This is a genomic window from Plesiomonas sp., assembly GCF_051650925.1.
GTDB lineage: Bacteria > Pseudomonadota > Gammaproteobacteria > Enterobacterales > CAMTGL01 > Plesiomonas.
Genome location: NZ_JBOFRH010000225.1, coordinates 1 through 14931, shown reverse-complemented (window position 1 = coordinate 14931; position 14931 = coordinate 1). Strand labels below are relative to the sequence as shown.

The 14931-nt window shown below is 47.2% G+C and carries 13 protein-coding genes; 4 read left to right on the top strand and 9 right to left on the bottom strand.

The features are described 5' to 3' along the window. Window positions 1-270 precede the first annotated feature (270 nt). The 5 genes from ACRC27_RS05375 to mepS all read right to left on the bottom strand — a co-directional run bounded on the left by ACRC27_RS05375 (window position 271) and on the right by mepS (window position 6885). Window positions 271-1911: an ABC transporter ATP-binding protein gene (locus tag ACRC27_RS05375; protein WP_438639369.1), complete on the bottom strand. Its 1641-nt coding sequence runs from the start codon at window positions 1909-1911 to the stop codon at window positions 271-273. 2 nt (window positions 1912-1913) lie between these two features. After that, window positions 1914-2942 (bottom strand): ABC transporter permease, encoded by a 1029-nt coding sequence (locus tag ACRC27_RS05370; RefSeq protein ID WP_438621915.1) that lies wholly within the window; start codon window positions 2940-2942, stop codon window positions 1914-1916. Then, entirely contained in the window at window positions 2942-4036 is a 1095-nt protein-coding gene (locus ACRC27_RS05365) for a microcin C ABC transporter permease YejB (protein WP_438634061.1), read from the bottom strand. Before ACRC27_RS05365 ends, ACRC27_RS05370 begins: the two co-directional genes overlap by 1 nt. A gap of 119 nt (window positions 4037-4155) precedes the next feature. Next, on the bottom strand, window positions 4156-6129 hold the full coding sequence (locus tag ACRC27_RS05360) for an extracellular solute-binding protein (protein WP_438621913.1): 1974 nt from the start codon (window positions 6127-6129) through the stop codon (window positions 4156-4158). Between the two features lie 186 nt (window positions 6130-6315). After that, on the bottom strand, window positions 6316-6885 hold the full coding sequence (mepS, locus tag ACRC27_RS05355; RefSeq protein WP_438621912.1) for a bifunctional murein DD-endopeptidase/murein LD-carboxypeptidase: 570 nt from the start codon (window positions 6883-6885) through the stop codon (window positions 6316-6318). Window positions 6886-7404: 519 nt separating this feature from the next. Between mepS and ACRC27_RS05350 the strand changes: the two genes are divergently transcribed. The 3 genes from ACRC27_RS05350 to ACRC27_RS05340 all read left to right on the top strand — a co-directional run bounded on the left by ACRC27_RS05350 (window position 7405) and on the right by ACRC27_RS05340 (window position 10056). After that, window positions 7405-8817: an amidohydrolase gene (locus tag ACRC27_RS05350; protein ID WP_438630254.1), complete on the top strand. Its 1413-nt coding sequence runs from the start codon at window positions 7405-7407 to the stop codon at window positions 8815-8817. A 153-nt stretch (window positions 8818-8970) separates the two neighbouring features. After that, window positions 8971-9147: a glycine zipper 2TM domain-containing protein gene (locus tag ACRC27_RS05345; protein ID WP_438621954.1), complete on the top strand. Its 177-nt coding sequence runs from the start codon at window positions 8971-8973 to the stop codon at window positions 9145-9147. A gap of 171 nt (window positions 9148-9318) precedes the next feature. Continuing rightward, on the top strand, window positions 9319-10056 hold the full coding sequence (locus ACRC27_RS05340) for a phosphatase (protein WP_438621910.1): 738 nt from the start codon (window positions 9319-9321) through the stop codon (window positions 10054-10056). Window positions 10057-10133: 77 nt separating this feature from the next. Here ACRC27_RS05340 and ACRC27_RS05335 read toward each other — a convergent pair whose 3' ends face one another. The 3 genes from ACRC27_RS05335 to purT form a co-directional block, all read right to left on the bottom strand. Beyond that, window positions 10134-11849, bottom strand: a complete 1716-nt coding sequence (locus ACRC27_RS05335; protein ID WP_438639368.1) for a formate--tetrahydrofolate ligase — start codon at window positions 11847-11849, stop codon at window positions 10134-10136. Window positions 11850-11930: 81 nt separating this feature from the next. Then, on the bottom strand, window positions 11931-12434 hold the full coding sequence (locus ACRC27_RS05330) for a YgjP-like metallopeptidase domain-containing protein (protein ID WP_438621953.1): 504 nt from the start codon (window positions 12432-12434) through the stop codon (window positions 11931-11933). Between the two features lie 255 nt (window positions 12435-12689). Next, a complete protein-coding gene (gene purT, locus ACRC27_RS05325) occupies window positions 12690-13865 on the bottom strand; it encodes a formate-dependent phosphoribosylglycinamide formyltransferase (protein ID WP_438621908.1) in 1176 nt (391 codons plus the stop codon). 94 nt (window positions 13866-13959) lie between these two features. Between purT and ACRC27_RS05320 the strand changes: the two genes are divergently transcribed. Continuing rightward, complete coding sequence (locus tag ACRC27_RS05320; protein WP_438639367.1) at window positions 13960-14136, top strand: hypothetical protein; 177 nt, start codon at window positions 13960-13962, stop codon at window positions 14134-14136. A 42-nt stretch (window positions 14137-14178) separates the two neighbouring features. Here ACRC27_RS05320 and ACRC27_RS05315 read toward each other — a convergent pair. Further along, window positions 14179-14931 (bottom strand): TraB/GumN family protein (locus ACRC27_RS05315; protein WP_438639366.1); only part of this gene is annotated, 753 nt, incomplete at its 5' end.

Below are 14931 nucleotides of genomic sequence, written 5' to 3'. Positions count from 1 at the left end.
CGGCTGAATTTGCTTTTGGCGGGTGGACAAAACCATGACGCACGCGTGAAGCGGTAGGACGGCTGCGATGATAAGCGGGTAATGGGGTCATAAGTTCCTCCGGTTCACGATAATTGCGTTGCATTTTAGCAACATAATTAAGTCTACTCTTGTGCGAAGGGCTTTTGAATGGGATAGCTACAAAATAGTGTGAAATCTTTAACAGCTTTTAAAAATAAACAAAATTCCCTGAGTATCAGAGGGTATTTACCCTCTGTTTCTCTCTTCCGCTCAGAGAGTAGTGCGGTGGGCTGCCTGAATCAGCATTTGGGTATAGGGCTGTTGAGGATGAGTAAACAAAGCTTCAGTTTCACCCTCTTCGATAACACTTCCCTCTTTAAGTACCAAAACTCGGTGGCAAAGCGCTCTTACCACGGCTAAATCGTGGCTGATAAAAAGATAAGAGAGTGAGTGGGTATGTTGCAGCTGTTTTAGCAGATCAAGGATCTGGGCTTGTACTGTTCGGTCGAGCGATGAGGTGGGTTCATCTAAAATCAGTAGCTCAGGCTTGAGAATTAAGGCTCGGGCAATAGCTATCCGCTGGCGTTGTCCGCCGGAAAACTCAAAAGCATAGCGGTGGCGGGTTGCTGGGTCTAAGCCTACCTCTTGCATAATCGCGATGACACTGGCTTCACAGGTTTGAGGGCTGGGGTTGGCGTGCAGTTTAAATCCTTCAGCAATAATTTCACCCACTGGCATACGTGGGCTGAGTGCTGAAAATGGGTCTTGAAAGATTATTTGAATACGTGAACGGTAAGGCAGCATCTGTTTGCGGTTAAACGTATTGAGTGCATGATCAGCAAACTCAATATTGCCTTGTGCGTCAATCAGGCGTAATAGGGCGAGGCCACAGGTACTTTTGCCAGATCCACTCTCTCCAACTAACCCTAAGCTTTCACCTTTGCGCAGGGTAAAGCTCACGTTATTTACCGCTTTGACATGATCAACAGTGCGTTTGAAAAAGCCTTTTTTTATTGGAAACCAAACTCGTAAATCGGTAACTCGCAGCAGTTCAGGGCTATGTAAGGCGAGTGGAGTAGGTTTTCCGCGTGGTTCGGCATTAATTAATTGCTGGGTATAGGGGTGTGTGGGGGTAGAAAACAGTGCTGCTGTGGTTGCGGTTTCTACTATCTGCCCGTGGCGCATGACAGCAACACGGTTTGCTAATGATTTTACGATATTGAGATCATGTGTGATAAACAGCATCGCCATATTGAGATCGCGTTGTAACTGTTTTAGCAAGGTCAGGATCTGTGCCTGTACCGAGACATCGAGTGCGGTGGTTGGCTCATCGGCAATCAGCAGATCGGGTTCATTAATTAGCGCCATCGCAATCATAATACGCTGACGTTCACCACCTGAAAGTTGGTGGGGGAATGCCGATAGCTTTTTCTCCGGATGCCGGATGCCGACTTTGTGTAACCATGCCAAAATCAGTGTATCAGCCTGTGTGCCACTGATGCCTTGATGAATATCGAGTGACTCAGCTAACTGTTGCTGTACCGTATGCAGCGGATTGAGCGAAACCATGGGTTCTTGGAATATCATGCCAATTTTATTGCCCCGAAGCCCGCGCAATTGTTGCTCGGTGCTGTGCAGCAGATTATTACCGGCATAGGTAATATCACCTTTTGGATAGTGCACACTCTCTGGATGCAGTTGCAAAATGGAGAGGGCGGTAACAGATTTTCCCGATCCACTTTCACCGACGAGAGCCAGTGTTTCCCCGCGCATAATGGTGAGCGAGATATCCTGCACCAGCGTGGTATCGGTTTTTCCCTGCCTGACATTGATATGCAGATTGCGGATCTCAATGAGGGGAGAATTGGCCGGTGATTGATTCGTGTGCGTTATGTGGCTGCAGTTATCCATCATCAATACGCCTTTTGAGGGTCATAGGCATCGCGCAATGCTTCACCAATAAAGACCAGTAAAGAGAGTAACAGGGATAACACCACAAAAGCGGAGATCCCAAGCCATGGGGCTTGTAAGTTAGCTTTACCTTGCGCTAATAACTCACCTAAAGAGGGAGAACCTAAAGGTAAACCAAAGCCAAGAAAATCGAGCGAAGTCAGCGTGGTGACAGAGCTGCTGAGAATAAAGGGCAGAAATGTCAGTGTGGCTACCATGGCATTAGGTAAAATATGTCGCCACATAATCAGATGATCGGGGATACCCATTGCATGTGCTGCGCGGATATAGTCAAAATTTCTGGCCCGTAAAAACTCGGCTCGAATAACCCCGACAAGGCTCATCCAACCAAACAGTACGGTAATACCAAGCAGCCACCAAAAATTGGGTTCAACAATGCTGGATAAAATAATCAGCAAAAAGAGGGTTGGCATGCCTGACCAAACCTCAATAAAACGCTGCCCGAGTAAGTCTATTTTCCCGCCATAATAGCCTTGTACCGCACCGGCAATAATACCAATAATGCTTGAAAGAAAGGTTAATGAGAACCCAAATAAGATTGAAATTCGCAAGCCATAAATTAAACGAGCAAGAACATCACGCCCTTTATCATCAGTGCCTAACCAGTTGATATTGGTTGGCGCAGAAGGTGCAGCCGTTTGCAGGTTATAATTGATGGTGTTGTAGCTAAAACGAATTAGTGGCCACAGCATCCAGCCATGTTGTTCTATTTTTTCACTAATGTAGGGGTCACGGTAATCTGTTTCTGTTTCAAAATCACCGCCAAAGGTGGTTTCGGTATAATTGGAAAATACCGGGGTATACAGATCCCCGTGATAGTAAACCAACAGCGGTTTATCGTTAGCGATAAATTCAGCCCCAAGGCTAATAATAAATATCAGCATAAACAGCCATAACGACCAGTAACCGCGCTTATTGGCGCAAAAACGTTGCCAGCGTTGCTGTGCTACCGGCGTGGTAAATAGTGCCATTATTTGCGCGCCTCAAAGTCAATCCGAGGGTCTACAGCGGTGTAGGTAATGTCACTTAAAATACCCAGCAGTAGACCAAGCAATGTGAACATGTAAAGTGTGCCAAACATCACCGGATAGTCGCGCTGCATGGTCGCTTCAAAGCCAAGTAACCCCAAACCTTCAAGGGAAAACATCACTTCTATTAGCATTGATCCGGTAAAAAACATGCTGATAAATGCGGCGGGAAAACCGGCAATAATGAGCAGCATGGCATTACGAAAAACATGTTTATACAGTACTTTTTTTTCTGATAAGCCTTTTGCTCGTGCGGTGGTGACATATTGCTTACGAATTTCATCAAGAAATGAGTTTTTAGTCAGCATAGTGAGCGTGGCAAAACCACCAATAACGGTAGCAGCAATGGGGAGTGCCATATGCCAGAAGTAGTCGGCTATTTTTCCATACCATGAAAGCGAATCAAAGTTTTGTGAAACCAATCCGCGCAGGGGAAACCAATCAAAATAACTGCCCCCAGCGAAGAGTACAATCAGTAAAATGGCAAACAAAAAACCAGGAATGGCATTGCCAATAATGACCAGACTGCTGCTCCAAATATCAAATGCTGAACCGTGACGTACCGCTTTTTTAATACCTAGAGGGATTGAGACAAAATAGATAATCAGTGTACTCCACAAACCAATAGAGATAGAGACAGGTAATCTATCAATAATAAGTTGTGTAACAGAGCTACCTTTAAATAGGCTATCTCCAAAGTCAAAACGCAGATAATCCCACAGCATAGTGAAGTAGCGCTCATGCAGTGGTTTATCAAAACCAAAGCGTGTTTTAATTGCGGCTACCACTTCTGGGTCTAAACCCCGTGAACCGCGATAAGCGCTCTCTTGTGAACTGTTGGTTTTAATGGCTTTGACTTCAGCACCGGCGTTACCGTTAAAGCGCCCAAGGACATCAGCATCTTGAAGTTGGATAGTGGCAATGGCCTGATCAACAGGCCCACCGGGAGCAATTTGCACAATAAAAAAGTTGACGGTAATGATCGCCCATAACGTGGGGATAATTAACAGTAATCGCCGCAATAAGTAAGCTGCCATATTGCTTTTCCCTGCCTTGTTATTTACTACCTAACAGGCCGCATTCACGGCCAATAAGGTGTCTACATTCTTATTTATCGTTAGGCGTGATAAAAATACGCGACGTCATCATCACCGGTTTATTGGCGCTGTGCGGGCAGTTTCATGGCTTTATTGACATCAACCCACCATGTATCAAACCCCAATGCATATTCTGGCCGCATTTCAGGTTTATCAAATTTATCCCAGTAGGCGACGCGAAAATTACTCATGTGCCACTGCGGGATAACAAACATATTCCATTGTAGGATACGATCAAGCACATGCCCTAATGCGAGTAAACGCTTCGGATCTCGCTGAGAACGGTCAATATCTTCCGTTAAGGTATCAATAACATGGTCGGTGACACCGGCTAAGTTATAGGTGGAATCAATATATTTGCTATTCCATGCCAGTTTAAGATCGGGGCTCGGGTAGGCGGATGCAGAGTATCCGCTGGCAATCATATCAAAATCACGTTTACGTAAGCGGTTGATATATTGTGAGGTGTCAACCACACGGACATTCATCGTAATGCCCAAACGCGCTAAATTTTGTTTTAACGGGGCGGCAATACGTTCGTTCGTGCTGTTATACGTGAGCAGTTCAAATTCAAAAGGCTGGCCGGTTGCGGTATTGACCAGTTTGCGGTTATTAATTTTCCAGCCTGATTGTTCGAGCAGTTGCATGGCTTTGCGCAGGTTAGGGCGGTTATTGCCTGAGCCATCAGAGCTGACGGGCTGGTATTCGGTAGTGAAAATCTCTTGCGGAACACGGCCTCTGTACGGCGAGAGAATGGCCAGCTCATCTTCTGACGGTAAACCTTTGGCTTCATACGCGGTGTTTTGAAAAAAGCTGCGGGTTCGGCTGTATTGGCTGTAAAACATGGTTTTATTGAGCCATTCAAAATCAAAGGCTAAGTTAATGGCTTCACGTACATTGCGCTGGCTAAACAGGGGTTTTTGCGTATTAAAAACGAGCCCTTGCATACCCTGTGGAATTTTATGGGGAATAGTATCGCGCAGAATGTAGCCTTTATTGAAATTAGGGCCGGTATATAAGGTGGCCCAGTATTTTGCCACACTCTCTTCACGGAAATCGTATTCACCAGCTTTGAATGCTTCGAGTGCTACTGTGTCATCACGGTAGTAGTCATAGCGAATGGTATTGAAGTTAAAGCGTCCGCGGTTCACCGGCAGGTTGGCGGCCCAGTAGTCGGGTTGTAGTTGGTAAGTTACTGACTGACCAAGGGTAAATTGGCTGATGGTATAAGGCCCACTGCCGACTGGCGGGGTTGTCAGTGGTTCGGCCAGATTACGATTTTCCCAGTAATGCTTGGGAAGAATTTTTAATCCACCAATCAGGCTTAACAGCAGGGCACGATCAGGCTGTTTTAAATTAAAACGAACAGTAAGTGGTGAAATGGCTTCAACACTGCTGACATTTTGGTAGTAGGTTTTAAACTGTGGCACACCTTGTTGCATGAATTTATAAAATGAGAACACCACATCTTCAGCACGAATTGGCTGATTATCATGAAAACGAGCATTTGGGTTGATGCGTACTTCCATCCAAGCGAAGTTGTTGGGGTAACGCGCCACCTCGGCAATCAGTGGGTAGTAACTCTCTATTTCATCGGCAGAGGGGGTGAATAGCGTGTCGTAGAGGGTATCGGTATCTACCGCGGCCACTCCGCGCTGGGCAAACCGGTTAAAGTTATCAAATGTGCCGATAGCATGAAGGGTAACATTTCCCCCTTTAGGGGCGGCTGCATTCACATAATCAAACTGGGTAAATTCAGAGGCATATTTTGGTGAGCCTATTGCTGCAAAGGCGTAGCCATCATTAATTTCTGCACTGATGACGGTATTGTTTTCTTCACTGTGACTGTTTGCGGCGTGTGTTTTCTCAATATCCGTTTTTGTTGTGTTGTTTTTTGTTTTTTCAGTGTGTTGGATATGCGTGGTATTTACGGCAGGAGAGTGCGGTGTTTGTGTTGCAGCATAGACTGAAAATGCGCTGCATACAGAAAGTGCAGACAGCGCAGCGATACAGACTTGGCGGATAAAACGCATTTCAGTCACTCCTTTCGCTATAGTTTCTCATCATGCATGTGCATAAGATTTTATAACGAAAAAAGCGGGCTATATCTTTTGAAGATCATGCTGAAGAGGATTTTCTTGATGAGATTAACTACCTTTTCAAGATTAACTCTAACAGACTAAATTCAAGTCTAAAGACCCAATTCGAGATCTACAATATTAAGTCGCTTCGTTAACGGAAATCACACGACGAGCCTGACGGTAACGGTTCTTCCAGTAGCCATCGTTGAGGTTTGAGATCATAACCCCAGAACTGGTGGATGCATGAACGAACTTACTGTTACCAATATAGATGCCAACATGACGCCCTGTCGAGCCGGTGTTGAACAAAACCAGATCGCCCGGTTCAAGTTGTTTTTTGTTGATTGATTTGCCCGTTGTTTGTTGATCGCGGGTAGAACGCGGAAGTTCGATACCAAATTGCTCAAGGAAGGTGCGTTGTACGAATGCAGAACAGTCAATTCCCTTTTTGCTATTACCGCCTAGACGATAACGTACACCACGCCATTCTGAGAATTGATCAAGAATACGGGTTTTAACATTGGTATTGCGGACTAACTCTTCAAACTCAGCCTGAGAAGCTTGCTGTACTTGCGATACGTGCGTTTCCGCATTCTTATCAGTATGAGTCTTAGTGGCGGTTGTGCTACAAGCTGAAAGCAAAAGCATCAAGGTTGCCATTGGCAGCGTTCGTAGGACCTTACTGAAGGTCGATGGAGCCTCTGTCATTGGTAACATTTCCTTTTATTCATTCCATTGAATGTGTCGGGTTATGAGTAAATAGATCAGCTAAACGTTTTTCAGACTACGAATTGCTCATCATAAGGGCAAATTAAAGATCTCTAAAACGTGCGCTTGTCCGCATTTATGCGGAACATTTGCAGGTGTAATGTTCAGATATCTCCCACATTTCATGCTGCTATTATTGGCGGCAGAAGTTTTGCGGGCCGTAAGGTTACCTAAAAACGCAGCATATTTCGAGCTTTCTCTTATGCAAAATGGTGCGTTTGCTGTTTGATTGAACGTAATGGTTACGATCTGTTTTTTTAATGCGGTGATTATCAGCTAATTTTTGTTTATGAATTTCAAGGCATTAATTTGAATTTTTCTGCTAACCCGAGCATATGAATTTATTTCATGAGCGTGAAATTGATCACGCTATCTTGTTCCTGTTTTAGTAATCGTTTGCGTCGATGTGTGCAGCACGTATCATGTTTCCGGTAACAGTCCTGTTCATTTGAGGTAAACATGTCGCTGTCTAAATCTGTTCTTGCCCTGGCTATTGCTGCTGCATCTGCGGCGGTTTCATTTGCATCTTATGCTGCTGAGAAAGCAGATCTGATGATCACGGATGCTACTGTGCTAACCATGAATGCTGAAAACCGTGTGTTTGAGCAGGGTACGGTGGTTGTGAAGGGAAACAAAATTGTGGCAGTCGGCGGCCCAGAGATTGCAAAACAGTACGAGGCAACCACGGTGCTTGATGTGGATGGCGATATTGTGATGCCCGGGCTGATTAATACTCATACTCATGCCTCGATGACGGTATTCCGTTCGTTAGCTGATGATGTGCCAGACCGTTTACACCGCTATATTTTCCCGCTGGAAAATAAGATGGTTTCGCGCGATATGGTGCGGGTTGGCGCGAATCTGGCGAATGTTGAGATGATTAAAGGTGGGGTGACCACCTATGCGGATATGTACTATTTCGAAGATGAAGTGGCCAAAACCGTGGATAAAGCGGGTATGCGTGCCATTTTAGGTGAGTCTGTGATTAAGTTTCCGGTTGCGGATGCAAAAAATGCGGATGAAGGCATTCAGTATGCGGTGAATTTTATTCAGCAGTATAAAAATCACCCACGTATTACACCGGCTTTTGCACCGCATGCACCGTATACCAATACGACCGAGCATCTGCAAAAGATTGCTAAATTGTCTCAAGAGCTTGATGTGCCGGTGATGATTCATCTGGCCGAAACGGATCGTGAGCAGGAAGAGATTGCTAAACGTACGGGCGGGAAAAGCCCTGTGCAGTATATGGCAGATATCGGTGCGCTGAATAATAAAGTGCTGGCTGCGCATGCGATTATGGTTGATGAAAAAGATATCGATCTGCTGAAAAAGTACGATGTGGGTGTGGCACACAATATGAGTGCCAATATCAAGTCAGCCAAAGGCGTTGCTCCGGTGACTCAGATGCTGGAGAAAGGCGTTCGCGTTGGGTTGGGGACTGATGGCCCGATGTCAGGGAATACGCTGACCACAATGGATGAGTTAGGTCAGGTTGCGAAGGTACATAAATTGGCGACCAAAGATCGTGCAGCAATGCCACCATTGACGGTTGTTGAGATGGCGACCATGGGGTCGGCACGTGCTCTGCATATGGAAGATAAAATCGGTTCACTTGAAAACGGTAAGCTGGCGGATGTGATTGTTGTTGATACGAAAGCGCCAAACATGGTGCCAATGTATAACCCGTTTGCTGCACTGGTTTACGGTGCGTATGGTGCGAATGTTCGCCACACGATTGTTGATGGCAAGGTGTTGATGCAAGATCGTAAAGTGCTGACATTAGATGAAGATGCAGTGCGTAAAGAAGCAATGGCATTTGCAGATAAAGTGCGTCAAACCGTGATTGCTAGCGGTGAAGTCGTCAAATAACGACATCTATCCAATACGCATACTATCGCATAATATAGGCCGCTTTGAGTATTCGCCATTATGCAGCACAGTTATGCTGTGTAATGGCTTACTGGCTATATATTTTTGGGATAAGTGATGAAAAAAGTAATGTTATCTGCTGCGGTATTGGCCATGGTTATGGTGGTTTCAGGTTGTGCAAAACACCATCACATGACAAAACGCGAACGTAATACCACTATAGGTGCGGCTACCGGTGCGGTTGTCGGCCATGTGTTGACTGACGGTAGTACTTTGGGTACTGCCGGTGGTGCGGTGGTAGGCGGGATGATTGGTCACTCTTCACGTTAAATGCCGATGATGTATGTAGGCTGGATATAAAGAGAGTCCTGAACAGCGGAGCCTGTTTGGGACTTTTTACTTTTTATCCGCAGAATGGCAGTGTAACCTACCTTAGCTTATCGATTTTTCACTGCGAAACGCGGTGCAATACGTTTATCGTTCAACAGGGAGGAGTTGCCGATGTTCCCCGTCGATACACATACCCACACAGTGGCCAGTACGCACGCGTACAGCACCATTCATGATTATATTGCGCAAGCTAAGTTAAAGGGAATTCGTCTGTTTGCGACGACTGATCATGGTCCGGAAACGGCTGACTCTCCGCATCACTGGCATTTTATGAATTTACGGGTATTGCCACGTGTCGTTGAGGGTGTCGGTATTTTACGCGGTATTGAGGCTAATATTCGCAATGTTGCCGGTGAGATTGATTGTAATGACAAGATGTGGGCGGTGTTGGATCTGATTCAGGCCGGTCTGCATGATCCCTTCTTTATCCCGCAAGACAAAGATGTGCATACACAGGCTTTGATTAATACGATTAAGAGCGGAAAAGTTCAGATTATTACTCACCCAGGAAACCCTAAGTTTCCGATTCATGTTGATGAGGTTGTGCAGGCTGCGGCGGAGTATCGGGTTGCGCTTGAGGTGAATAATTCATCGTTCGTGGTCTCTCGACAGGGCAGTGAGCTGACGTGTCCGGCCATTATTGATGCAGCAAAACGGCATGGTGCTTATCTGGTGATGGGGTCTGACTCGCACATTGCCTACAGTTTGGGTGATTTTGAGCACTCACTGCGTTTAATTAATGCGGCTAATTTTCCGCATACACGCTTATTAAATACATCCCCCCGTAAATTGCTCGATTTTTTAGAGATGCACGGTAAGCCTGCGATCCCTGAATTTGCAGATTTTTAAACTGTAATGGATGGCGGCAACAGTGAGCGCCGTTAGGTTTTTTCCCTAACGGCAAAATAAGAGTTATCACTGTTTATTTACTGTAAGCCAATGATTGTTCCATCAGGTTGTAGATCAACCCCCAGATAAGCTGGCCGTTCCGGTAGGCCCGGCATGGTGAGCACATTTCCGCATAACGCATAGATAAATCCAGCCCCCGCGCACAGTTTAATTTCACGGATTGGCAAAATGAAACCTTGTGGTGCACCTTTGTCTTTTGGCTCATGGCTGATTGAGAGTGGCGTTTTAGCCAGACAGACAAACAGTTCGGGCAGATTCAGTTGCTCTATTTGTTGCAACTGTTGCTGGGCCAGATCTGACAATACCATCTCTTTTGCACCGTAGCCGCGTGTTGCAACGGCGGTCAATTTATCGAGCAAAGTGGTGTGTTGTGCGGGGCTGACTGAGTATAACGGGCTAAATGAAGCCACTTGTTTGCAGGCGTGGATTACTTTTTCGGCCAGTTGTGTTGCCCCTTGTCCACCGAGTGAGAAGGCATCACTCAGTGCGGTTTCGCTGCCGGTAGACTCTATTTGCTGGCACAACCACGTGAGCTCGGCCTCGGTATCATGTGGAAAACGGTTAATGGCTACAACAACGGGTAGGCCATATTTTTGCACGTTTTTTATGTGCCACAGAAGGTTGCTAAAACCTGATTCCAGCGCAGAGTGCGCTTTTTCGGTATGGGTGGCGTGGGCTTTTAAGCCGCGCACTGTGGTGACCAGTACGACACAGTCTGGGTGTTTTTCTGCTACCTGAGCTTTGATGTTGCAGGCTTTTTCCAGCCCCATGTCGGAACCAAAACCGGCTTCGGTGACCGTGTATTCGCTCAGTTGTAGTGCGAGTTTATCGGCAATGATGGATGAGTTTCCGTGCGCGATATTAGCAAATGGGCCGGCATGGATCAGTGTCGGTACACCTTCAAGGGTCTGCATCAGTGTAGGGGCGATACAAGATTTCATGATCACGCTCATTGCGCCTGCAACGCCCAGATCATCGGCGGTGATGGGTTTTTGCTGGCGGGAGTAAGCCAGAATGATACGCCCGACACGGCGGCGCATATCGGCCAGATCATGTGACAGTGCCAAAATAGCCATCAGCTCAGAGGCGGCAGTAATGGCAAAGCCGCTGGTGCGTGTGATGCCGTTGGCATGGCTGTTTGGTGGATTGATACCGATTTGTACGGTGCGCAAGGTGCGATCATTGAGATCCAGCACGCGATCCCACACGATATTGTCGGGATCTATATCCAGTGCGGTGAGATCTGTTCGTTCGGTAAAGCGATGCTGGCCCAAACGGGTTTCGTGGTACAGACGTGCATCAATGGCGGCTGCGGCAAGGTTATGCGCGGCAGTAATGGCGTGGATATCACCGGTCAGGTGCAGATTGAGCTCATCCATTGGCGCAACTTGACTGTAGCCACCTCCTGCCGCACCGCCTTTTATCCCAAAAACTGGCCCCATTGAGGGCTGACGGATACAGGCGATGGTTTTTTTCCCCAACGCGGCCAGCCCTTGTGCCAGCCCGAGGGTGGTGACGGTTTTGCCTTCACCCTGCGGAGTGGGGGTGATGGCGGTAACCAGTATCAGTTTTCCACGTGGCAGCTCTTGGGTACGTTGTAGTGCACTGAGGTCAACTTTGGCCTTATAGCGCCCGTAGGTGGTGATTTCGCCGGAGATGAGGCCCATTTTTTCGGCAATTTGGGTAATGGGCTCTAAGGTGGCGTGGTGACAGATTTCTGCGTCTGTTTTCATGTTTTCCCGAAAATTGTGTTGTTGTGCCTATCCGCAAGGCTGTACCTGAGATCGGCGATAATTCAATCAGATCTGGGTGATCTAATAGATCTTTCCGAACAGATCAAGATGTGTTAGGTACAGGCGAACGTCAAACTCCAGCTGGTGGTAGCGGGGTTCAATGTGTTGGCAGAGTTGGTAAAAGGCTTTGTTGTGATCTTTTTCACGCAGATGTGCAAGTTCATGCGTGACTATCATGCGTAAGAAATCGGCCGGTGCATCTTTAAACAGTGAGGCTATCTGGATCTCTGCTTTGGCTTTGAGCTTGTTTCCCTGTACACGCGAAATAGAGGTGTGCAGACCAAGCGCATGTTTGATGACGCTGATTTTGCTGTCGTAATAAACGCGGTTGAGTGGTGGAGCATTACGTAGGTAGTCATTTTTCAGTGCCATGGTGTACTGGTACAACGCTTTGTCACTGTTGATGTTATGTGGTTCGGGGTAACGCTCGCGCAGTAAGTGGCCGAGTTGCCCTTTTTCGATAACCTGAGACACTTGCTGTTTCAGATCGTCAGAGTAGCCGCTGAGGTATTTTAATTCGGTAATCACAGCCGATGTGCTCCTGAATAACGGGTGAATATCTGCTATTCATGCCGTATCAGCAATAAAATAGGGTAAGCGGGCATTCTAAGAGGATTTCATGATGAATCCAATCATGATAAACCTAATGCTGATTGATTATCGGGTGATGTAAACGCAGCGGTGAGGCGTGCTGTTCATATCACCCGATTGTAGGGTTGCTTGCTTTAGCGCTTAATATTTATCGCTCATTGTGTCACGCGCATGATATCAAGTACGTGATCAACCACTGACAAGGATATGCTGCGCAGCTTGGGTGGCAATTTCAACGGCGCGTTCGGTGTTGTCGGCACGGCTTAATGTGACACCAAGACGGCGGCGACCGGCAATTTCCGGTTTACCGAAGAGACGCAGTTGTACATTCGGCGCAGCCAGTGCCTGTGCTAGGCCGCGAAAGCGCAGATCGGTGCTGTGCAGTTCCGGCAGGATCACGGCTGATGCTGACGGGCCATGCTGTGTGATGTTGCCTATCGGCAGGCCGAGAAAAGCGCGAACATGCAGGGCAAACTCAGACAAATCTTGTGATATCAGTGTCACCATGCCGGTATCGTGTGGGCGAGGTGAGACTTCACTGAACAGCACCTCATCACCACAAATAAACAGCTCTACTCCGAACAGACCATAGCCACCGAGTGATTTTACAACCTGAGCTGCCACCTGTTGGGCACGTTCGAGAGCGGTTTGGCTCATGGCTTGTGGTTGCCATGACTCACGGTAGTCACCCTCTTCTTGTCGGTGGCCGATAGGGGCGCAGAAGTGAATACCGTCAACGGCCTGTACGGTGAGCAGGGTGATTTCAAAGTCAAAACGTACAAACCCTTCGATGATGACTCGGCCTTTACCCGCGCGCCCGCCCTCTTGTGCGTACTGCCATGCATTGTGCAGATCGTGTTCACTGCGCAGAACACTCTGGCCTTTTCCGGAAGAGCTCATGACTGGTTTTACAACACATGGGTAGCCAATTTCACTGGCTGCCTGACTAAAGTCAGTATAGTTATCGGCAAAACGGTATGGCGAGGTAGGAATATTCAACGTTTCGGCAGCTAAACGGCGAATACCTTCGCGGTTCATGGTCAGCCTGGCTGCCTGTGCACAGGGCACGACGGTTTGCCCTTGTTGCTCGAGTTCAAGTAATACGTCAGTGGCAATGGCTTCTATTTCAGGTACCACATAATCGGGTTTTTCTTGCAGGATCAGGGCGCGTAGGGCGTTGCTATCGAGCATATTGATCACATGGCTGCGGTGTGCAATTTGCATGGCCGGTGCGTCAGGGTAACGGTCAACGCCGATAACTTCGATTCCGAGCCGTTGACACTCAATAGCGACCTCTTTTCCGAGTTCTCCACAGCCTAACAACATCACTTTTGTTGCTGACGGGCGCAGCGCAGTACCTAGCATAGTTTCATCACCTTTATCGGGTATATGGCAGAAAAAATGTTACAGAAATGGCTTTTTGCAGCGAAAAACAGGGCTAATTATAAAAGGAAAACGTTTGCGCGGTAAAGGCTGTTGCCAAAAAGAGAATACAGGCTTTTTACTGGAAGCCGAAAAAGACAGAAAAAGTGATAGCCGGTGGCAGGCGGGTGATAAAACGGGTAACACGACCTGTTACCCGAGTATTGTAACGCTGATAGGGTTTAATCAGTGGTTTATCATTAAATATGAGTAAAGATACCCATTTTCAACTTGAGCATTTTTTAGATAAACATATTCAGATAGCGGTGGTGATCTCTGTGGTCTTGGTTGCAGACGGCGTTTTTAATAGCTGTGGCAAGTTGTCTTTGCCTATCAGATGCAGTGCACCGACCACCACCATATAGCGGCCTGCTGGCATCTCTTTGAGTTTATCGGCCCATTTTTGGTTTCGTTCAGCCAACAGCGGGCTGTGCAGACCATCGGCCAGATCAGGAATATTGTGCAGCGTCGGTTCACTGCCATTGGGTGTAACCCACAAGGCTTCAACCTGACGCAGTGTGTCTGCGGTAGTATTCCACTCTTCAAGCGTTTCAATTAACAGTGGCAGGCCGTTATCCTCAAGTGTTTCGAGGATATTCATTTGTGCCTGTGAGCCTTCCAGTTCGATAATCGGTAAACCGCGCTGACGGGCATAATGCAGAATTTGATAATCGACACCGTATTCTGCTTTCATCCCCATTTTTTGAGCTTGCATGGCTTGCAGTGTCAGTGCCGCTTGCCATGGGTGTAGGCTATTGAGCAGGTCGGCTGAAATACCCGTTTCCTGTGCATAGCGTTTAAGCAAGGCTATGTGGGAAGGGGTGAGCAGTGCGCTGAGCGGTTTTTCCGGTGGGCTGATTTTGGCCAACGGTGTGTCAGCGGTGATATCAGCCTCCACGATGAGAGCATCAATATTGTCGAGTTTGCGTAGCAGCTCTGGCGGTAGGGTAGAGAGGCGATCACTGGCCATGTGAATGCTGCCAACCAGTTCGAGATCAACATCATCAAG